This is a genomic window from Klebsiella michiganensis, assembly GCF_015139575.1.
Classification (GTDB): Bacteria; Pseudomonadota; Gammaproteobacteria; order Enterobacterales; family Enterobacteriaceae; genus Klebsiella; species Klebsiella michiganensis.
Window position 1 is genome coordinate 3,910,024 of the sequence record NZ_AP022547.1, and the last position, 17,236, is coordinate 3,927,259.

The following is a 17,236-nucleotide window of genomic DNA, read 5'->3' on the forward strand; positions in this document are numbered from 1 at the left end:
TATCCCCTCCTGGCGGAGGGGATGGGGGGGGGATTAACGCAGCTCCGCGCGAACGCGCTCCAGATCTTCCGGCGTATCGACACCTGTACCGGGAACCACTTCCGCCACCGCGACATGGATTTTCTCGCCATACCACAGCACGCGCAGCTGCTCGAGCATCTCTATTTGCTCCAGCGGGCTCGGCGCCCAGCTCACATAGCGACGAATAAAACCGGCGCGATAGCCATAAATACCGATATGACGCAGCAGCGAATCACCGATAGCCTCGCGGGATTTAGCGAAACGATCGCGATCCCACGGAATGGTGGCGCGGGAAAAATAGAGCGCGTAGCCCTCAGCATCCATGACGACCTTCACCGCATTTGGATTAAACGCCTCTTCCGCATTGTGGATTGGCACCGCTAAGGTTGCCATACCACTGGTGCTGGCAGCCAGATTCTCGGCTACCTGGCGCACGATCGCGGGCGGGATCATCGGCTCATCGCCCTGAATATTCACAATGATGGTGTCATCGCTGAAGGCGCATTTTTCAACCACCTCGGCCAGGCGTTCGGTACCAGACTGATGATCTTCACGGGTCATGCAGACTTCACCGCCGGCGGCTTCCACCGCGCGGGCCACGTCTGGATGGTCGGTAGCAACGATAATCCGCTCGGCCCCGGATTCGCGAGCGCGTTCCAGAACATGGACAATCATCGGCTTGCCGTTGATATCCTGGAGCGGTTTCCCTGGCAGGCGGGTAGAAGCAAAGCGCGCGGGGATAATAACCACGAAACTCATGACTGGCTCTCTTCTACAGGAAGCGGGCGGGCTTCGGTTTCCAGTAGTACGGGAATGCCTTCACGCAGCGGAAAAGCCAGGCGATCAAGTTTGCAGATCAGTTCTTGCTTATCCTGGCTGTAATACAGCTTACCGTTACAAACCGGACAGGCGATAATTTCAAGTAAACGGTGATCCATGATTCCTCCAGATGGACCGAATAGATTCTTCAGCAGCATATCACACGTGGACTCAGGCAGCGTCAATTTCCCAACCCTGTTGCCGCCCGGTAAAAAGTTCCGCCGGCAGCTTCCCGCAGCTCACCCGCGTGGCGCCCTGCCAGAGGGCAAAATCATCAATGGCGCGTTTTAGCCCGCTCTCCAGACCCGACGTCACCTTGACGCCCTCCTCCAGCCACAGGGCGATAATTTCCAGAACGCCGGTTTTGCGGTGCATTTTGCTATCCATTCTGCCAACCAGTCTCCCCTGGTGCAGCAGCGGTAATACGAAATAGCCATACTGCCGTTTCGGCGCGGGCGTGTAGCACTCCAGGCGATAGGTAAAGTTAAAAAGCTGTTCCGCTCGTTTGCGATCCCAGACTACCGGATCGAAAGGCGAAAGCACCGCGCTGCGGCTGGCGGCGAGCCTACCGCCGGGAGAAGATTCCAGCAGCGCCAGAGCATCACGGTGGAGCCACATTTCGCCCAGCGCTTCAACGTTAACCGGCACCACCAGCCCCTCCTCCTGCCAGCTCGCCAGCAGTAGCGGCAGCGGGGGCTGACGCAGACGATAATAATCCGCCAGCCACTGCGCGCGAAAAACCCCCAGGCTGCGAGCACTATTACGTAACATCATGGCTTCAGCCTGCTCCTGAGAGAGCCCGTCGCGCTCATCGTCCCAGTCCGGCATGACCCGCTGCGTCAGATCGTAAACGCGCTGAAAATTACGCCGCTCGATAACCATCACTTCACCGGCGGTGAATAAGCCTTCAAGATGGCGCTTATGCGGTTTCCACTCCCACCATCCGCTGGCGCCTTTGCGCGGATGCTCGAAGTCGGCCGAGCGAACCGGGCCATTTTCGGCTATATGCGCCAACAGCGCCTGAATGCCCTCGGCGTGTTCGGTCATCCACGCTTTGTGATATTTCCAGCCCATTTTATCCGGCGTCAGCATGCGGTGACGCACCAGTGAAAAGTCGCTGCGCGGTAAAAAGCAGGCTTCGTGCGCCCAGTACTCCATCAGCTCGCCGGCGCGGAGCGCCTCGTCCAGCCAGCGCTGCGGATAGTGGCCGAGGCGGCTGAACAGCACCAGATAAGGACTGCGCGCAACAACGTTGATGGTATCGATTTGCAGCAGGGACATCTGCTTAATGGTTTGCAGAATATCCCCGGGCTTTGCGCGGCGACGGGGCTTTTTTAGCAGCCCCTGAGCGGCAAGGTGAAGATGGCGGGCTTCTTTAAGCGAGAGGGACAATACCGGCATGCAGCTTCTCCGTTAAGGGTTCCGGCGCAAGCGGTGATACGACGATTAGCGTTGCGCCAGGGTAACTAAGTCCGTGAGCAACCGCTGCGCGCGTTGGTCAGTCATTATCGCGTCGACCGGAAGATACCACCAGTTTGCCTGAGCAAATTCGCGACACTTCACAGCATCTTTTTCGGTCATCAGCAGGGTTTGCTGCGGCGTCGCCAGCGCGGCGACTGCGCTCTGCGCCAATGCCTGATGATCGGCTAAGGCGATGGTTTTTACCGGACTGACGCCGCAGCTTTCAAGGGTGGCGAAGAAGCGCGGCGGGTGGCCGATTCCGGCCATCGCCACCACGTTGTCCAACGCCGCCGCATCCCGGCGTTCGCCGGTCAGCAGATTTACCGCCTGCCCGGGGCGAAGCTGCATCGGGATCTCTCCCGGACGGGCGAGACCGCCGTTAACGATAACCGCATCCACGCTGCGTAAACGCGAAGCGCGCTCGCGCATGGGGCCGGCAGGCAGCCACCAGCCGTTGCCAAAACGGCGCACGCCGTCAATCACCACTATTTCTTTGTCGCGCGCCAGCTTATAGTGCTGCAGGCCATCATCTGTGACGATAAGCTGAAGATCGTGGGCGGCGAGCAGGGCCTGTACCGCATCGCTGCGTACCGGCGAGACGGCAACCGGCGCGCCGGTACGCTGGTAAATCAGCACCGGCTCATCGCCCGCTTCCGCTGTGGGGGTAGCCGTATTCAGCAGCAGCGGATAGCTCGCTGCTTTACCGCCGTAGCCGCGTGAAACGACGCCAACGCGAATACCGCGCTGCTGGAGCTGTTCCACCAGCCAGACGACAACCGGCGTTTTACCATTACCGCCCGCGGTCAGATTACCCACCACCACCACCGGCACCGGCGCTCGCCAGGCTTTTTGCCAACCGAGTTTATAGCTCAGCCGTATCAACCCGCTCACCAGGCCATAGAGCCAGGAGAGCGGAAGCAGCAGCCGCCATAAGGGCGACTCACCGGACCAGATGCGTGCAATCATGCGCCGAACTGCATCTTATGCAGCTGAGCGTAAACGCCCTTGTGCTCAAGCAGGTCGGTATGGCTGCCGCGTTCAACGATCTGGCCATCTTCCACCACCACGATCTCGTCGGCCTGCTCAATCGTCGACAGACGGTGGGCAATCACCAGCGAGGTGCGGTTTTTCTGCAGTTCGTCCAGCGCCGCCTGAATAGCGCGTTCCGATTCGGTATCCAGCGCCGACGTGGCTTCGTCGAGGATCAGTATCGGGCTGTTACGCAGCAGGGCGCGAGCGATAGCGATACGCTGGCGCTGACCGCCGGAAAGCATAACGCCGTTTTCCCCGATAATCGTATCCAGGCCATTGTCCATTTTGTTGATAAAGTCCATGGCATAAGCCATACGAGCGGCTTCTTCTATCTGCTCGCGGCTGTACTCTTCGGTACGCGCGTAGGCGATGTTATTCGCTACGGTATCGTTAAAGAGATGAACGTTTTGCGACACCAGCGCAACCTGATCGCGCAGGGAGCTCAGGGTGTATTCACGCAGATCGTGGCCGTCAAGTAAGATCTGCCCATCATCGACATCGTAGAAACGCGTAATCAGGCTGGCGATGGTCGACTTACCCGAACCCGAGCGCCCTACCAGCGCCACGGTTTTCCCTTCCGGAATATTCAGGTCTATATTGCGCAGCGCGGCGACTTCACGTCCCGGGTATCTGAAGGTGACGTTTTTAAATTCGAGGTTGCCCTTCGCGCGTTCGATAACCCGCGTGCCTTCATCTTTCTCCTGCTCGGAGTCAAGGATAGCGAAAAGCGTCTGGCAAGCGGCCATCCCGCGCTGGAACTGCGCGTTGACGTTAGTCAGTGATTTCAGCGGGCGCATCAGGGCGATCATTGAAGAGAAGACAACGGTGATGGTACCCGCCGTCAGCGTCTCCATTACGCTCGGGAAGCTGGCAGCATAAAGCACGAAAGCCAGGGCCAGAGAGGCGATCAGCTGAATAATCGGGTCAGAAATTGACGACGCGGAGACCATTTTCATCCCCTGCAGGCGCATTTTATTGCTGACTTTATCAAAACGTTTGGTTTCGACGGCCTGACCGCCAAACATCAGCACTTCTTTATGCCCTTTCAGCATCTGCTCTGCGCTGGTCGTCACCTGGCCCATGGTGTTCTGCATATTCTTGCTGATATTACGAAAACGCTTCGAGACCACGCGAATCGCGATAGACACGATCGGCGCCAGCACGATCAGAATCACCGACAGCTGCCAGCTGTAGTAGAACATCATGACGAACAGGCCAATAATCGACGCGCCTTCGCGCACAACGGTAATCAGCGCGCTGGAGGAAGAAGACGCGACCTGCTCGGAATCATAGGTAATACGCGATAGCAGCGTCCCGGTGGACTGTTTGTCAAAGAAGGCAACCGGCATCCCCATCATGTGGCTGAATAAACGACGGCGCATCGTCATCACGACCTTGCCGGAAACCCAGGAGATACAGTAGCTCGAAACGTAGCTGGTAATGCCGCGCAGAACCATCAACCCGATCACCACCAGCGGCATCCATATCAGCACCGAGCGATCCGTTTTACCAAAACCATCATCCAATAACGGTTTAAGAAGCGATAGCATGAAGGTATCACTAGCCGCGTTAAGCACTAACGCTACCGCTGCCACGATTAGCCCGGGTTTAAACGGCGCTATAATCGGCCAGAGTCGGCGGAAGGTCTGCCACGTGGAGAGATCTTTATCGTTCTGCATTCAATAAACCAGCTTGTGTTGAAATAGCCGCATATTCTACCCGTTCTACGCCTTCCCGCCAAACCACTGATGATACCATCGCGGTAAAACTTGATCCCGTAAGCCATGGATTTGCCAGCTATCCGGAGAAAAAACCACCGTAATTTGCCCCTGATGCGGCGTGTCGAACCACTGATAGCTCTGTTTTCGGTAGCGCTGAATCACTTTGGTTGATGGCATGCGCCATGCGTTATAGCGCGAAGCGGAAGCCAGCGCAGCTTCTCCGCCAACGCTCCGCAGCAGGGCGATTCCCGACGAGGTATTACTGCCGTGGTGGGGGACCTGGATAAGTGTAGACGTAAGATGTTGCCAGTAGCGGCTAATCATCGCCCGTTCCGCGGGCGTTTCGATATCCCCGGTCAGCAGAATACTATGTTTACCGTCATCAATACGCACCACGCACGAGCGATTATTCCCCTGCGCTGTCGCTCCGGGCAGCGGCCAGAGCGCGCGAAAGGTTAAACCCCGCCACTGCCAGGTTTCTCCGCGCTGGCAGGCTAAATGACCCGCCCAGCCTAAAGGGCTTCGCACCCATATCAGGGGCCACGCCTTTAACACCGAATTTAGCCCGCCGCGGTGATCGAGATGCTCGTGGCTGAGAACGACGCCTTCAAGCTGCAAATGATGCCAGCGTAGCCAGGGAATAATGATCTGCTGACCGCTGTCTCCCTCGGGCCAGGCCAGGCCGGTATCATAGAGAAGCGCCGCGCCCTCGCGTTCAATCACCATTGCCAGCCCCTGCCCGACATCCAGCATGGTGACTCGCCATTCGTTAGCAACCGTACTCCGCCAGAAGGGCCAGCTCAATAGCCCGAGAAATGCTAAACAAAACGCGGGCAGCGTGCGCCACGCATGAAAACGCCAGACGATTAACGCCAGCCACGGCAGCAAGCTTATCCCAAGCCAGCGCGCATCCAGCGCCAGCCAGCCGGGCGGCAGCTGTCGTAAGAACCAGAATAGCGCGGCCAGAACACGGTCCGCCGATTGCCAGACCGCCATCTCAATGATAAACGGCGCGCAGAGGTGTAAAAACATCGCGGTCAGAATTAGCGGGACAACGACAAAGGTCACCAGCGGCACGGCAATCAAGTTGGCCAGCACGGACGTCAGGCTGATGCCGTGAAAAAGTGCGATCTGTAGAGGAGCAAGTAAAAACATTAAGCCGATCTGCAGATGACATAACGCGAGGCTTTGACGCAGTAGCCCGCTCCTTTTGCCGCCCGGCATCGGCGCCAGCTGATACCAGAAGATAAGCGCCGCAACGGCAAACGCGGAGAGCCAGAGGCTTTCGGACAGCACCGCCAGCGGATCGGCAAACAGTATTGCGCCAATGCAGCAGACCCATAGCTGCCATGGCGACCAGCGTTTTCCGGATAGCCGCAGCGCGCAGCCGGCGGCCAGCGCGACGCAGGTGCGCAACGCGGGTGGCTGCATGCCGGTCAGCCCGGCGTAAAAAATCGCGCTCGCCAGGCCAACGAGCAGCGGCGCCCGCCAGCCAAGCCAGCGGCACGGGAGAAAAAACTGCACACCTCTGAGCAGCAACCAGCCCAGTGAAGCCCCTAGCGCGATATGTAAGCCAGAAATCGCCATCAGGTGCGATGTCCCGGTTTCCTGCATCAGGGTCTTGATCTCGCGCGGTATTGCCAGACGCTCCCCCATGCCTAACCCTAGCATCACCGATTGCCACGGCAACGCGTTCAGCGTTTGATTCAGCGAAGCAAGATAACGCGCCCGCAAACTACAGGTCCGCACCCGAACGTCAGCGGTGATAAAGCGTCCGGTTAACGGACGATGCTGCGACAATGCATGACGCTGGCTATCAAACCCGCCATCGTTGAGCTGTCCGTGTACCGGACGCGCGCGCAGCGTCATCGCCCAAACCTGACCTGCGCAGGGCGTTTCTGGCAGGTAGCTGCCGTAGAGGCTAATCCCTGGCGCAGGAAACAGCCGTTGCCCATCCAGACGGATAATCTTCCCCTGATGCGTTGTCTGCCCGTCCGTTGCGGTTAGCTCAACGTCAACCTGGCGATTCCTGTCCGTTAACCTCTCCGTCGGCCACAGCACCTCGCCTGCGCTGAGGGCTCCCCAGACAAAAAACAGCGTTATCAATGCCGCATATTGCGCAGGTCTGCGTCGACATTGCGCAATGAGTAGCGCCAGGGCCATGAGCCCCCAGATAACCCACCGCCCGGGCAGCACTGGCAGCCAGAGCAGCGGCAGAATACCGATAATCACACAGCCGGCAAGTTGTGGTAAACGCATTAGCACCTCCCTGTCAGAGGGAGTGTTACGCTAAACGGGGAGTGTGTCGCCAGGCAAGGAAAGGAACTGCGCCGCGCCATCCGCAAAATCTACCGCGTTAACGCAACAGAACCCGCGTTTTGCGAGGTCACTTCAAAGAGAGATTTAAAGGCATAAAAAAAGCACCCGAAGGTGCTTTTTTAACGTTTAAGTATGTTGTCGCCGATCGGCGAAACTTACTCTTCGTAAATATTGGCGCGGTCGCGTAATTCTTTGCCCGGCTTAAAGTGGGGAACGTATTTACCTTCCAGTTCAACTTTATCGCCAGTCTTTGGGTTACGCCCGGTGCGGGGTGCTCGATAATGCAGAGAGAAGCTGCCGAAACCGCGGATTTCAATGCGCTCGCCTTGAGCAAGCGTTGAGGCCATATGCTCCAGCATTTCTTTAACAGCATCTTCCACTGCTTTCGCAGGAATGTGAGATTGCTGGCTGGCAAGTCTTTCTATCAATTCTGACTTGGTCATTATTCCTCCGGTTTCCTTCAAGGCAAAATTAGCTAACAGCTTAAACAAGGGCGGCCGTAGCCGCCCTTTGTGCTTGATTACAGGACGAATCCTGCAATCTGTCAAGTAAACTCGTCGTAATTCAGGTTGTTGTAACCCGAAAGACTAAGATTACTCGCCTTTAGCTGCTTTGAAAGCTTCAGCCATTGCGTTGTTGGAGAAGTTTGCATCTTCCTGTTTGTTAACAGTTGCGATTGCATCTTTCTCGTCAGCTTCGTCTTTCGCACGAACAGACAGGCTGATTGCGCGGTTTTTACGATCAACGCCGGTGAATTTAGCTTCAACGTCGTCGCCAACGCTCAGAACCAGAGTTGCATCTTCAACGCGGTCACGGGAAGCTTCAGAAGCGCGCAGGTAACCTTCAACGCCGTCAGCCAGCTCTACGGTTGCGCCTTTAGCGTCAACTGCAGTGACTTTACCGTTTACGATTGCGCCTTTCTTGTTCAGTGCAACCCAGTTGTTGAACGGATCTTCTGCGAGCTGTTTAACGCCCAGAGAGATACGCTCGCGCTCTGCGTCAACCTGCAGAACAACTGCTGCGATTTCGTCGCCTTTTTTGTATTCACGAACTGCTTCTTCGCCTGCAACGTTCCAGGAGATGTCAGACAGGTGAACCAGGCCATCGATGCCGCCGTCCAGGCCGATGAAGATACCGAAGTCAGTGATAGACTTGATTTTACCTTCAACACGGTCGCCCTTGTTGTGGGTTTCCGCGAACTGCTGCCATGGGTTGTTTTTGCACTGCTTCAGGCCCAGGGAGATACGGCGACGTTCTTCGTCGATATCCAGAACCATAACTTCCACTACATCGCCAACGTTAACAACTTTGGACGGGTGGATGTTTTTGTTGGTCCAGTCCATTTCGGAAACGTGAACCAGGCCTTCAACGCCTTCTTCGATTTCAACGAAGCAGCCGTAGTCGGTCAGGTTGGTCACGCGACCGGTCAGTTTGGTACCTTCCGGATAACGCTTAGCGATAGCTACCCACGGATCTTCGCCCAGCTGTTTCAGGCCAAGAGATACACGAGTACGTTCGCGGTCGAACTTCAGCACTTTAACAGTGATTTCGTCGCCAACGTTTACGATTTCGCTCGGATGCTTAACGCGTTTCCATGCCATATCGGTAATGTGCAGCAGGCCGTCAACGCCGCCCAGATCAACGAATGCACCGTAGTCAGTGAGGTTCTTAACGATACCTTTAACTTCCATGCCTTCCTGCAGGTTTTCCAGCAGCTGATCGCGCTCTGCGCTGTTTTCGGATTCGATAACGGCACGACGAGAAACAACAACGTTGTTACGTTTCTGGTCCAGCTTGATGACTTTGAATTCAAGCTCTTTGCCTTCCAGGTGCAGCGTATCGCGCACCGGACGAACGTCTACCAGGGAGCCCGGCAGGAACGCACGAATACCATTCAGCTCAACAGTGAAGCCACCTTTAACTTTGCCGTTGATAATACCGACTACAGTTTCAGCGTCTTCGTAAGCTTTTTCCAGCGTGATCCAAGCTTCGTGACGTTTAGCTTTCTCACGGGACAGCAGGGTTTCACCGAAGCCGTCTTCTACTGCATCCAGAGCAACGTCAACTTCGTCACCAACCTGGATTTCCAGCTCGCCCTGGGCGTTTTTGAACTGCTCTGCCGGAATGGCAGACTCAGATTTCAGACCGGCGTCAACCAGTACTACGTCTTTGTCGATAGCAACAACAACACCACGAACGATGGAACCCGGACGGGTTTCGATTGTTTTTAAGGATTCTTCAAATAGTTGAGCAAAAGATTCAGTCATGTTTAATCTTCAGGTTTCATATTTAACGTCCACCTGGCTCCATGCCGGATGGGGTTGTTTAACATACCCGCTAACACTCCATTGCTGCGGGGGTACTGCTATAATTCGGAGGCTGTTGTGCTTTATCGATAAGACGATTAAGCGGAAGCCAGTTTTTCGCGCGCATAGTGTAGCGCTTTTTCAATCACTTGCTCAATGTTTAGTTCTGTTGAATCAAGAACCAAAGCATCGGCAGCCGGGATCAGCGGCGCGACTGTACGATTGCGGTCGCGATCGTCGCGCTCTTTTATCTCGGATAAAAGGCGATCAAAGTTAACACTAAAGCCCTTCTCCTGCAACTGAAGCATGCGGCGATGAGCACGTTCCTCCGCGGAGGCGTCAAGGAAAATTTTCACCTGCGCATCAGGGAATACGACGGTGCCCATATCGCGTCCGTCGGCGATCAGGCCTGGCAATTCGCGAAAGGCCCGCTGGCGGCGCAGCAACGCTTCACGCACGCGGGGAAAAGCCGCTACTTTAGAGGCCGTGTTGGCTACATCCTGAGTGCGAATCTCAGCGCTAACGTCCTCCCCCTCCAGTACCACTTCCAGGCTACCGTTAGTGGAGACAAAACGAACATCCAGGTGCGCAGCCAGCGGCACCAGCGCCTCTTCGGATTCAACATCCACATGATGATGTAGCGCAGCGAGAGCAAGCACGCGATAAATCGCCCCAGAGTCGAGCAGATGCCAGCCCAGCGTTTCTGCCATTGCCTTGCATAAGGTGCCTTTGCCCGCACCGCCAGGCCCATCAATGGTGATTACCGGAACTGTTGCCGTCATCTTTTTCTCCTTCAGCAAGGCGCATCAATATATAAACGCCGCGCATTATACGCATCTCTTCGACGGAAAGTGAGCATTGCTTGTAAATTACGGATAACAGGAAATCTCCTGTGGAAGAATTGTGCAATTATAGCGGGCTGACAGAGCAACAGCCCGGAAGATGATGCCGTTTTACCGTTAATCTGCGGCGATGCCAGCGCGAATGTACTGCGCCAGGGCTTGCCGGTTTAACACGCGGGCATAAAAAAACGCCGACACGATGGCCGGCGTTTTTACCTTAAACGCGCGTTATTCAGGCCAGCGTACTGATTCGCGCCAGCTGCTCAAAGTAGTCCGGGAACGTTTTCGCCGTACACTTCGGATCAAGGATGGTGACCGGCGTATCGGAAAGCGCCACCAGCGAGAAGCACATTGCCATACGGTGGTCGTTATAGGTGCCGATCTCAGCAAACTGGAGCTTCGCGGGCGGAGTAATGCGGATGTAATCCTCCCCCTCTTCCACCTCTGCCCCCACTTTACGCAGCTCCGTGGCCATCGCAAACAGACGATCGGTCTCTTTGACACGCCAGTTATAGATGTTGCGCAGCGTCGTGGTGCCCTTCGCAAACAGGGCCGCCGTGGCGATAGTCATCGCCGCATCCGGAATATGATTCATATCCATATCGATGGCGTTCATTTCACCATGGGTGCAGGCAATGAAGTCATCGCCCCAGGTGACGGTTGCGCCCATTTTTTCCAGCACATCGGCAAAACGGATATCGCCCTGGACGCTGTTGCGGCCAATACCGGTGACTTTCACCGTTCCGCCCTTAATTGCGCCGGCAGCGAGGAAGTAGGATGCCGAGGAGGCATCGCCTTCAACCAGGTAGTCGCCCGGCGAGCGGTAGTGTTGATTGCCGCGTACGATAAAACGCTGGTAAGACTGATTTTCAACCTCAACGCCAAAGGTTTTCATCAGGTGCAGCGTAATATCAATATAAGGTTTGGAAACCAGATCGCCTTTAATCGCGATGACGGTATCCTGAGGCGCCAGCGGGGCGGTCATCAGGAGCGCGGTCAGAAACTGGCTGGAAACGCTGCCGTCCACTTCAACCTGGCCGCCGCTGAAACCGCCGCGCAGGCGCAGCGGCGGGTAGTTTTCCTGCTCCAGGTAATCAATCTGCGCCCCGCCCTGACGCAGCGCGTCAACCAGGTGGCCAATCGGCCGCTCTTTCATTCGCGGCTCGCCGGTCAGCACAATATCGTTACGGCCTAAACATAACGCCGCCGCCAGCGGACGCATCGCCGTTCCGGCATTACCGAGGAACAGTTCTAATGCTTCAGCCGCCTGCAGAGGGCCGCCGTTGCCGGTGACTTCACAGCGGGTACGATCGGAAGACAGGGTGTAATGAACTCCCAGCGCGCTCAGGGCATTCAGCATGTGGCGTACATCGTCGCTATCCAGCAGGTTGGTCAGCACCGTCGTGCCGCGGGCCAAAGCCGCCAGCAGCAAGGCACGGTTAGAGACACTCTTGGACCCGGGCAGGTTAATCGTGCCATCTACGCGTGCGATGGGTTGTAACGTCAGGGATTCCATTAAACTCAACTCTCAAACAAACAGAATAAAAACCCCGCAGACCGGCTGCGGGGATGAAAAAACGCGGCGACGATTAACCGTGACGGCGTTCGAAGTCCTGCATAAAGTCGGTCAGCGCCTTCACGCCCGCCAGCGGCATGGCGTTATAAATGGAAGCGCGCATGCCGCCCACGACGCGGTGGCCCTTCAGCGCATGCAGACCTGCGGCAAAGGACTCTTCGAGGAACAGTTTATCAAGCGCGCTGTCCGCCAGCTGGAACGGCACGTTCATGCGCGAGCGGTTCGCCGCAGCGACATCGTTGCGATAGAAACCGCTGTTATCGATGGTGCTATACAGCAGGTCGGCTTTCTGCTGGTTGATTTTATCCATAGCGGCAACGCCGCCCTGCTCTTTCAGCCATTTAAACACCAGACCTGACAGGTACCAGGCAAACGTCGGCGGCGTGTTAAACATGGAGTCATTGGCGGAAAGGATGGAGTAATCAAGAATCGACGGGCAGGCTACGCTGGCTTTACCCAGCAGATCTTCGCGCACAATAATCAGCGTCAGACCTGCGGGACCGATGTTTTTCTGCGCGCCCGCGTAGATCACGCCATAGCGGCTGACGTCAATTTCACGGGATAAAATCGTCGATGACAAATCCGCCGTGACGACCACATCGTCGCCAAAGTTTGGCGCTTCTTCAATGGCAATACCGTCAATGGTTTCGTTCGGGCAGTAGTGCAGATAGGCCGCGCCAGGGGTCAGCTGCCATTCGCTCATCGGCTTAACCGCGCGCAGGCCGTCAACGGTGATTTTGGCGTCGATCACGTTCGGCGTGCAGTATTTATGCGCTTCTTTTACCGCGCTGGCCGCCCAGTAGCCGGCATCGACGTAGTCGGCAACGGTTTTATCGCCAAGCAGGTTCAGCGGGATACCGGCAAACTGTCCGCGACCGCCGCCGTGGCAGAATAAAACTTTATAGTTGGAAGGAATATTGAGCAGGGAGCGAAAATCCTGTTCCGCTTCTTCAGCCACCTTAATGAACTCTTTACCACGGTGGCTGATTTCCATCACCGACGTCCCCAAACCGTTCCAGTCGCACAGTTCCTTTTGTGCCAGTTTGAGTACTTCCGCCGGCAGCATTGCCGGGCCTGAACTGAAGTTATAGACCTGAGCCATTTCCCCTCACCACTTGCTATGTTATTTACCCGCGAACCGTCGCGGGCATAAGTTATTCCTGTGGCTATCGGTTTTATCATTCAGTGACACGCACCGCAATGGCTAAAACTGAGCGTCGGGGAAATGCGGCCTCGCTCACACAAAAGAATCTGCCAGCTTGACGTCATAAAACCGACATAATTGCTGTCAGGTGACTCTTTTTGCCCGGCTGACCTTCGACCATTCTGCATTTGCGCAGCGAGGGCATAATTGTTTATCCCCGGCTCGTAGCGTAAGGATTGCGCTACAGCGAACGCAGGCATACTCGTCGTCCCGGGGTATCGTGGTAAAACGATCGGTAAAGCGGGAAGGAAGAATGGAGAGTCCGGCTTTAACATCGTCATCCTCATAGAAATAGAGGCTGATCTGCCCGTTGGTTTCCAGAATAGCCAGCCGCACCTGCCCCAGTTGCTCAACCCCGCTGATTCGCAGCTCCATAAAAAACTCAAATTCGGTCATGTTTTCCGCCTGCAGTTTCTCCCAGGCCAGCTCGCCGTTTTCCACAACAATAATCGGCTTACCCTCCAGCAGATCCTCCAGTTTTTCGCTATGCCCCATCAGCCACATAATCAATCGGTACAGCAGGGCCAGAGTGATAAAAACCGCCAGTACCGGCAGCATCGGAACGTCATCATAGAATGCGACGTCGCCCGCGGCCGAACCGAGGGTCAAAATGATGAGCACTTCGAACAGTGACATCTGACGAACGCCCCGCCGACCGGTTATCTTGAGAAAAATAAATACCAGTACGAAGGTGTAGAGGCTCCGTAATGCCACCTCGGCCAGAAATTCCACGGGCACTTTATCCAGTGCCATACGATGCCAGTCAAATGTCTTCATGATTAACGCCTGAACAGTTATTGAGTGACATAAGCATAGCCAGACGATGGAGATAGCACCCGTCATCTAAAACCCGTATCATTGCGCGCTTTACGTACGATAAAAGTGACTGCCATGACTCAAACATTTATTCCCGGCAAAGATGCCGCCCTGGAAGATTCCATCGCTCGCTTCCAGCAGAAGTTGCACGACCTCGGATTCGATATTGAAGAGGCCTCATGGCTCAACCCGGTTCCGCACGTCTGGTCAGTGCATATCCGCGATAAAGAGTGCGCCCTGTGCTTCACCAACGGCAAAGGCGCCACCAAAAAAGCCGCGCTGGCCTCCGCGCTCGGAGAGTACTTTGAGCGTCTCTCGACCAACTATTTCTTTGCCGACTTCTGGCTGGGCGAGACTATCGCCAACGGTCCCTTCGTTCACTATCCGAATGAAAAATGGTTCCCGTTAACCGACGATGACGAAGTACCGGAAGGCCTGCTGGATACCCGCCTGCGCGCGTTCTACGATCCTGACGATCAGTTAACCGCCAGCATGCTGGTCGATCTGCAGTCAGGGAATGACGATCGCGGCGTCTGCGGTCTGCCGTTCACCCGCCAGTCTGATGGTGAAACGGTCTATATTCCGATGAATATTGTCGGCAACCTGTACGTTTCTAACGGGATGTCCGCGGGCAACACCCGCAACGAAGCCCGCGTTCAGGGCCTCTCAGAAGTGTTCGAACGGCATATTAAAAACCGCATTATCGCCGAAAGCATCAGTCTGCCGGAGATCCCGGCGGAGGTGATGGCGCGCTATCCGGGCGTAGTTGAATCGATCAATAAGCTGGAGGCCGAAGGTTTCCCGATTTTCGCTTATGACGGTTCGCTCGGCGGCAAATATCCGGTTATCTGCGTCGTGCTGTTTAACCCAGCTAACGGCACCTGTTTCGCCTCTTTCGGCGCGCATCCCGATTTCGGCGTGGCGCTGGAACGTACCGTTACCGAACTGCTCCAGGGCCGCAGCCTGAAAGATCTCGACGTCTTCACGCCGCCCACCTTCGACGATGAAGAAGTTGCCGAACATGCGAACCTTGAAACGCACTTTATCGATTCCAGCGGCCTGATCTCCTGGGATATGTTTAAGCAGGATGCCGACTACCCGTTCGTGGACTGGAGCTTCTCCGGAACCACGGAGGAAGAGTTCGCCACCCTGATGGCTATCTTTAAACAAGAAGATAAAGAAGTTTACATCGCCGATTACGAACACCTGAGCGTCTACGCCTGCCGAATCATTGTCCCGGGCATGTCTGATATTTATCCGGCGGAAGACCTCTGGCTGGCGAATAACAGCATGGGCGCGCCTCTGCGGGAAACGATTCTTTCCCTGCCGGAAAGCGAGTGGGAAAAAGAAGATTATCTGGCGCTTATCGAACAAATGGACGATGAAGGCCTTGATGACTTCACCCGCGTGCGCGAACTGCTGGGTCTGGCGACCGGCAAAGACAACGGCTGGTATACGCTGCGCATTGGCGAGCTGAAAGCCATGCTCGCGCTGGCGGGCGGCGATCTCGAGCAGGCGCTAATCTGGACCGAGTGGACCATGGAGTTCAACGCCTCCATCTTTAGCGCCGAGCGCGCCAATTACTACCGCTGCCTGCAAACCCTGCTGCTGCTGAGCCAGGAAGAGGAGCGCCAGCCGCTGCAGTATCTGAACGCTTTTGTACGCATGTACGGCGCCGATGCCGTAGAAGCCGCCAGCGCCGCGCTGAGCGGAGAAGCGCCGTTCTACGGCCTGCAGGCAGTAGACAGCGACCTGCTCGCGTTCCCGGCTCATCAGTCGCTGCTGAAAGCCTACGAAAAGCTGCAGCGCGCAAAAGCAGCATTCTGGGGTAAATAAGCGCGCTTTACTGCCTGAACAACCCTATTATGGGGGCCGGCGAAGGCCCCCGTTTTTATGTTTTCCGCAACCCCAAAGCCCGATTGTAGCCATAAAGTTAATTAGTGGTGAGAAATAATAAAACCCCCCCGCAAATATTGTTAATTTTAATAAAAATACCCCATTTTAATTAACCGAAAAACGGGGGGCAAAATGAAAATAATCAACATTATTTGTAAATTTTAAAATTTATTTTTTCATTAAAAAACAATAAGTTAAATAAACATTAAGGCAAATCCACACACTCAAAAGGCCTATAGTTCCGGTAGGATATGATCTACATCAAATTCCCTTCTATAATGCTTTGTTAGTATCTCACCGCCAACTTACATAAAGAGAGAGTTAGTGTGAAAGCTGACAACCCTTTTGATCTTTTACTCCCTGCTGCCATGGCGAAAGTCGCCGAAGAAGCGGGTGTCTATAAAGCGACAAAACATCCGATAAAGACGTTTTATCTGGCGATCACCGCAGGTGTCTTCATCTCTATCGCTTTTGTTTTCTATATTACCGCGACAACCGGCACGGCCGGGATGCCATTCGGGGTTGCCAAACTGATTGGAGGCATCTGCTTCTCACTAGGTTTGATTCTCTGCGTTATTTGCGGTGCCGACCTGTTTACCTCAACCGTTCTTATCGTTGTCGCGAAAGCCAGCGGAAGAATCACATGGGGTCAACTGGCGAAAAACTGGCTCAACGTCTATGTTGGTAACCTGATTGGTTGCTTACTCTTTGTATTGCTGATGTGGCTTTCAGGCGAATATATGACTGCCAACGGTCAATGGGGACTTAACGTTCTGCAAACCGCCGACCACAAAATGCACCATACTTTTGTTGAAGCCGTGTGCCTGGGTATCCTGGCAAACCTGATGGTCTGCCTTGCGGTATGGATGAGCTACTCCGGCCGCAGCCTGATGGATAAAGCCATGATTATGGTTTTACCGGTGGCAATGTTTGTTGCCAGCGGGTTTGAGCATAGTATCGCGAACATGTTTATGATCCCGCTGGGTATCGTTATCCGCGACTTTGCAAGCCCGGAATTCTGGACCGCTGTCGGTTCAACTCCGGAAAGTTTCTCTCACCTGACCGTCATGAACTTCATCACTGATAACCTGATTCCGGTAACTATCGGGAACATCATCGGCGGTGGTCTGCTGGTTGGGTTGACATACTGGGTCATTTACCTGCGTGGCGACGACCATCACTAAGGGTTGTTTCAGGCAGTAAATAAAAAATCCACTTAAGAA

General features: G+C 55.2%; 14 protein-coding genes. 2 read left to right on the forward strand and 12 right to left on the reverse strand.

Annotated elements, in window-relative coordinates:
• Positions 1-33 precede the first annotated feature (33 nt).
• The 12 genes from kdsB to JLG71_RS18470 all read right to left on the reverse strand — a co-directional run bounded on the left by kdsB (position 34) and on the right by JLG71_RS18470 (position 14,078).
• A complete protein-coding gene (gene kdsB / locus JLG71_RS18415) occupies positions 34-780 on the reverse strand; it encodes a 3-deoxy-manno-octulosonate cytidylyltransferase (RefSeq protein ID WP_200913738.1) in 747 nt (248 codons plus the stop codon).
• Positions 777-959: a protein YcaR gene (gene ycaR / locus JLG71_RS18420; RefSeq protein ID WP_004130952.1), complete on the reverse strand. Its 183-nt coding sequence runs from the start codon at positions 957-959 to the stop codon at positions 777-779. The genes kdsB and ycaR overlap by 4 nt, the downstream gene beginning before the upstream one ends.
• Before the next feature lie 52 nt (positions 960-1,011).
• Positions 1,012-2,241, reverse strand: coding sequence for a winged helix-turn-helix domain-containing protein (locus JLG71_RS18425; protein WP_187228818.1), 1,230 nt, complete (start codon positions 2,239-2,241; stop codon positions 1,012-1,014).
• A gap of 45 nt (positions 2,242-2,286) precedes the next feature.
• The gene (lpxK, locus tag JLG71_RS18430; RefSeq protein ID WP_200913739.1) at positions 2,287-3,267 is read right to left on the reverse strand and encodes a tetraacyldisaccharide 4'-kinase; all 981 of its coding nucleotides are present in this window, start codon (positions 3,265-3,267) and stop codon (positions 2,287-2,289) included.
• A complete protein-coding gene (gene msbA / locus JLG71_RS18435) occupies positions 3,264-5,012 on the reverse strand; it encodes a lipid A ABC transporter ATP-binding protein/permease MsbA (RefSeq protein ID WP_048261067.1) in 1,749 nt (582 codons plus the stop codon). The genes lpxK and msbA overlap by 4 nt, the downstream gene beginning before the upstream one ends.
• Before the next feature lie 45 nt (positions 5,013-5,057).
• Positions 5,058-7,313 carry a ComEC family protein gene (locus tag JLG71_RS18440; protein WP_200913740.1) on the reverse strand — a complete coding sequence of 752 codons (2,256 nt, stop codon included), beginning with the start codon at positions 7,311-7,313 and terminating at the stop codon, positions 5,058-5,060.
• 215 nt (positions 7,314-7,528) lie between these two features.
• On the reverse strand, positions 7,529-7,816 hold the full coding sequence (ihfB, locus tag JLG71_RS18445) for an integration host factor subunit beta (RefSeq protein ID WP_004100704.1): 288 nt from the start codon (positions 7,814-7,816) through the stop codon (positions 7,529-7,531).
• Between the two features lie 150 nt (positions 7,817-7,966).
• Positions 7,967-9,640 carry a 30S ribosomal protein S1 gene (rpsA, locus tag JLG71_RS18450; RefSeq protein WP_004100702.1) on the reverse strand — a complete coding sequence of 558 codons (1,674 nt, stop codon included), beginning with the start codon at positions 9,638-9,640 and terminating at the stop codon, positions 7,967-7,969.
• Positions 9,641-9,777: 137 nt separating this feature from the next.
• Positions 9,778-10,461 carry a (d)CMP kinase gene (gene cmk, locus JLG71_RS18455; RefSeq protein WP_004849475.1) on the reverse strand — a complete coding sequence of 228 codons (684 nt, stop codon included), beginning with the start codon at positions 10,459-10,461 and terminating at the stop codon, positions 9,778-9,780.
• A gap of 292 nt (positions 10,462-10,753) precedes the next feature.
• Entirely contained in the window at positions 10,754-12,037 is a 1,284-nt protein-coding gene (gene aroA / locus JLG71_RS18460; RefSeq protein WP_200913741.1) for a 3-phosphoshikimate 1-carboxyvinyltransferase, read from the reverse strand.
• A gap of 73 nt (positions 12,038-12,110) precedes the next feature.
• The gene (gene serC / locus JLG71_RS18465) at positions 12,111-13,199 is read right to left on the reverse strand and encodes a 3-phosphoserine/phosphohydroxythreonine transaminase (RefSeq protein ID WP_004849472.1); all 1,089 of its coding nucleotides are present in this window, start codon (positions 13,197-13,199) and stop codon (positions 12,111-12,113) included.
• 186 nt (positions 13,200-13,385) lie between these two features.
• Positions 13,386-14,078, reverse strand: coding sequence for a DUF421 domain-containing protein (locus tag JLG71_RS18470; RefSeq protein ID WP_014228639.1), 693 nt, complete (start codon positions 14,076-14,078; stop codon positions 13,386-13,388).
• Positions 14,079-14,192: 114 nt separating this feature from the next.
• On the opposite strand from JLG71_RS18470, the gene ycaO reads away from it, so the two are divergent.
• Positions 14,193-15,953 (forward strand): 30S ribosomal protein S12 methylthiotransferase accessory factor YcaO, encoded by a 1,761-nt coding sequence (ycaO, locus tag JLG71_RS18475; RefSeq protein ID WP_014228638.1) that lies wholly within the window; start codon positions 14,193-14,195, stop codon positions 15,951-15,953.
• Between the two features lie 386 nt (positions 15,954-16,339).
• Entirely contained in the window at positions 16,340-17,197 is an 858-nt protein-coding gene (gene focA / locus JLG71_RS18480; RefSeq protein WP_004849465.1) for a formate transporter FocA, read from the forward strand.
• Positions 17,198-17,236 lie beyond the last annotated feature (39 nt).

What these genes read in the sequence shown, in the direction of transcription:
- rpsA (WP_004100702.1), bottom strand. Translation starts at nt 9,640, where the DNA reads ATGACTGAATCTTTTGCTCAACTATTTGAAGAATCCTTAAAAACAATC.
- ycaR (WP_004130952.1), bottom strand. Translation starts at nt 959, where the DNA reads ATGGATCACCGTTTACTTGAAATTATCGCCTGTCCGGTTTGTAACGGT.
- ycaO (WP_014228638.1), top strand. Translation starts at nt 14,193, where the DNA reads ATGACTCAAACATTTATTCCCGGCAAAGATGCCGCCCTGGAAGATTCC.
- JLG71_RS18425 (WP_187228818.1), bottom strand. Translation starts at nt 2,241, where the DNA reads ATGCCGGTATTGTCCCTCTCGCTTAAAGAAGCCCGCCATCTTCACCTT.
- ihfB (WP_004100704.1), bottom strand. Translation starts at nt 7,816, where the DNA reads ATGACCAAGTCAGAATTGATAGAAAGACTTGCCAGCCAGCAATCTCAC.
- aroA (WP_200913741.1), bottom strand. Translation starts at nt 12,037, where the DNA reads ATGGAATCCCTGACGTTACAACCCATCGCACGCGTAGATGGCACGATT.
- JLG71_RS18470 (WP_014228639.1), bottom strand. Translation starts at nt 14,078, where the DNA reads ATGAAGACATTTGACTGGCATCGTATGGCACTGGATAAAGTGCCCGTG.
- serC (WP_004849472.1), bottom strand. Translation starts at nt 13,199, where the DNA reads ATGGCTCAGGTCTATAACTTCAGTTCAGGCCCGGCAATGCTGCCGGCG.
- kdsB (WP_200913738.1), bottom strand. Translation starts at nt 780, where the DNA reads ATGAGTTTCGTGGTTATTATCCCCGCGCGCTTTGCTTCTACCCGCCTG.
- cmk (WP_004849475.1), bottom strand. Translation starts at nt 10,461, where the DNA reads ATGACGGCAACAGTTCCGGTAATCACCATTGATGGGCCTGGCGGTGCG.
- msbA (WP_048261067.1), bottom strand. Translation starts at nt 5,012, where the DNA reads ATGCAGAACGATAAAGATCTCTCCACGTGGCAGACCTTCCGCCGACTC.
- lpxK (WP_200913739.1), bottom strand. Translation starts at nt 3,267, where the DNA reads ATGATTGCACGCATCTGGTCCGGTGAGTCGCCCTTATGGCGGCTGCTG.
- JLG71_RS18440 (WP_200913740.1), bottom strand. Translation starts at nt 7,313, where the DNA reads ATGCGTTTACCACAACTTGCCGGCTGTGTGATTATCGGTATTCTGCCG.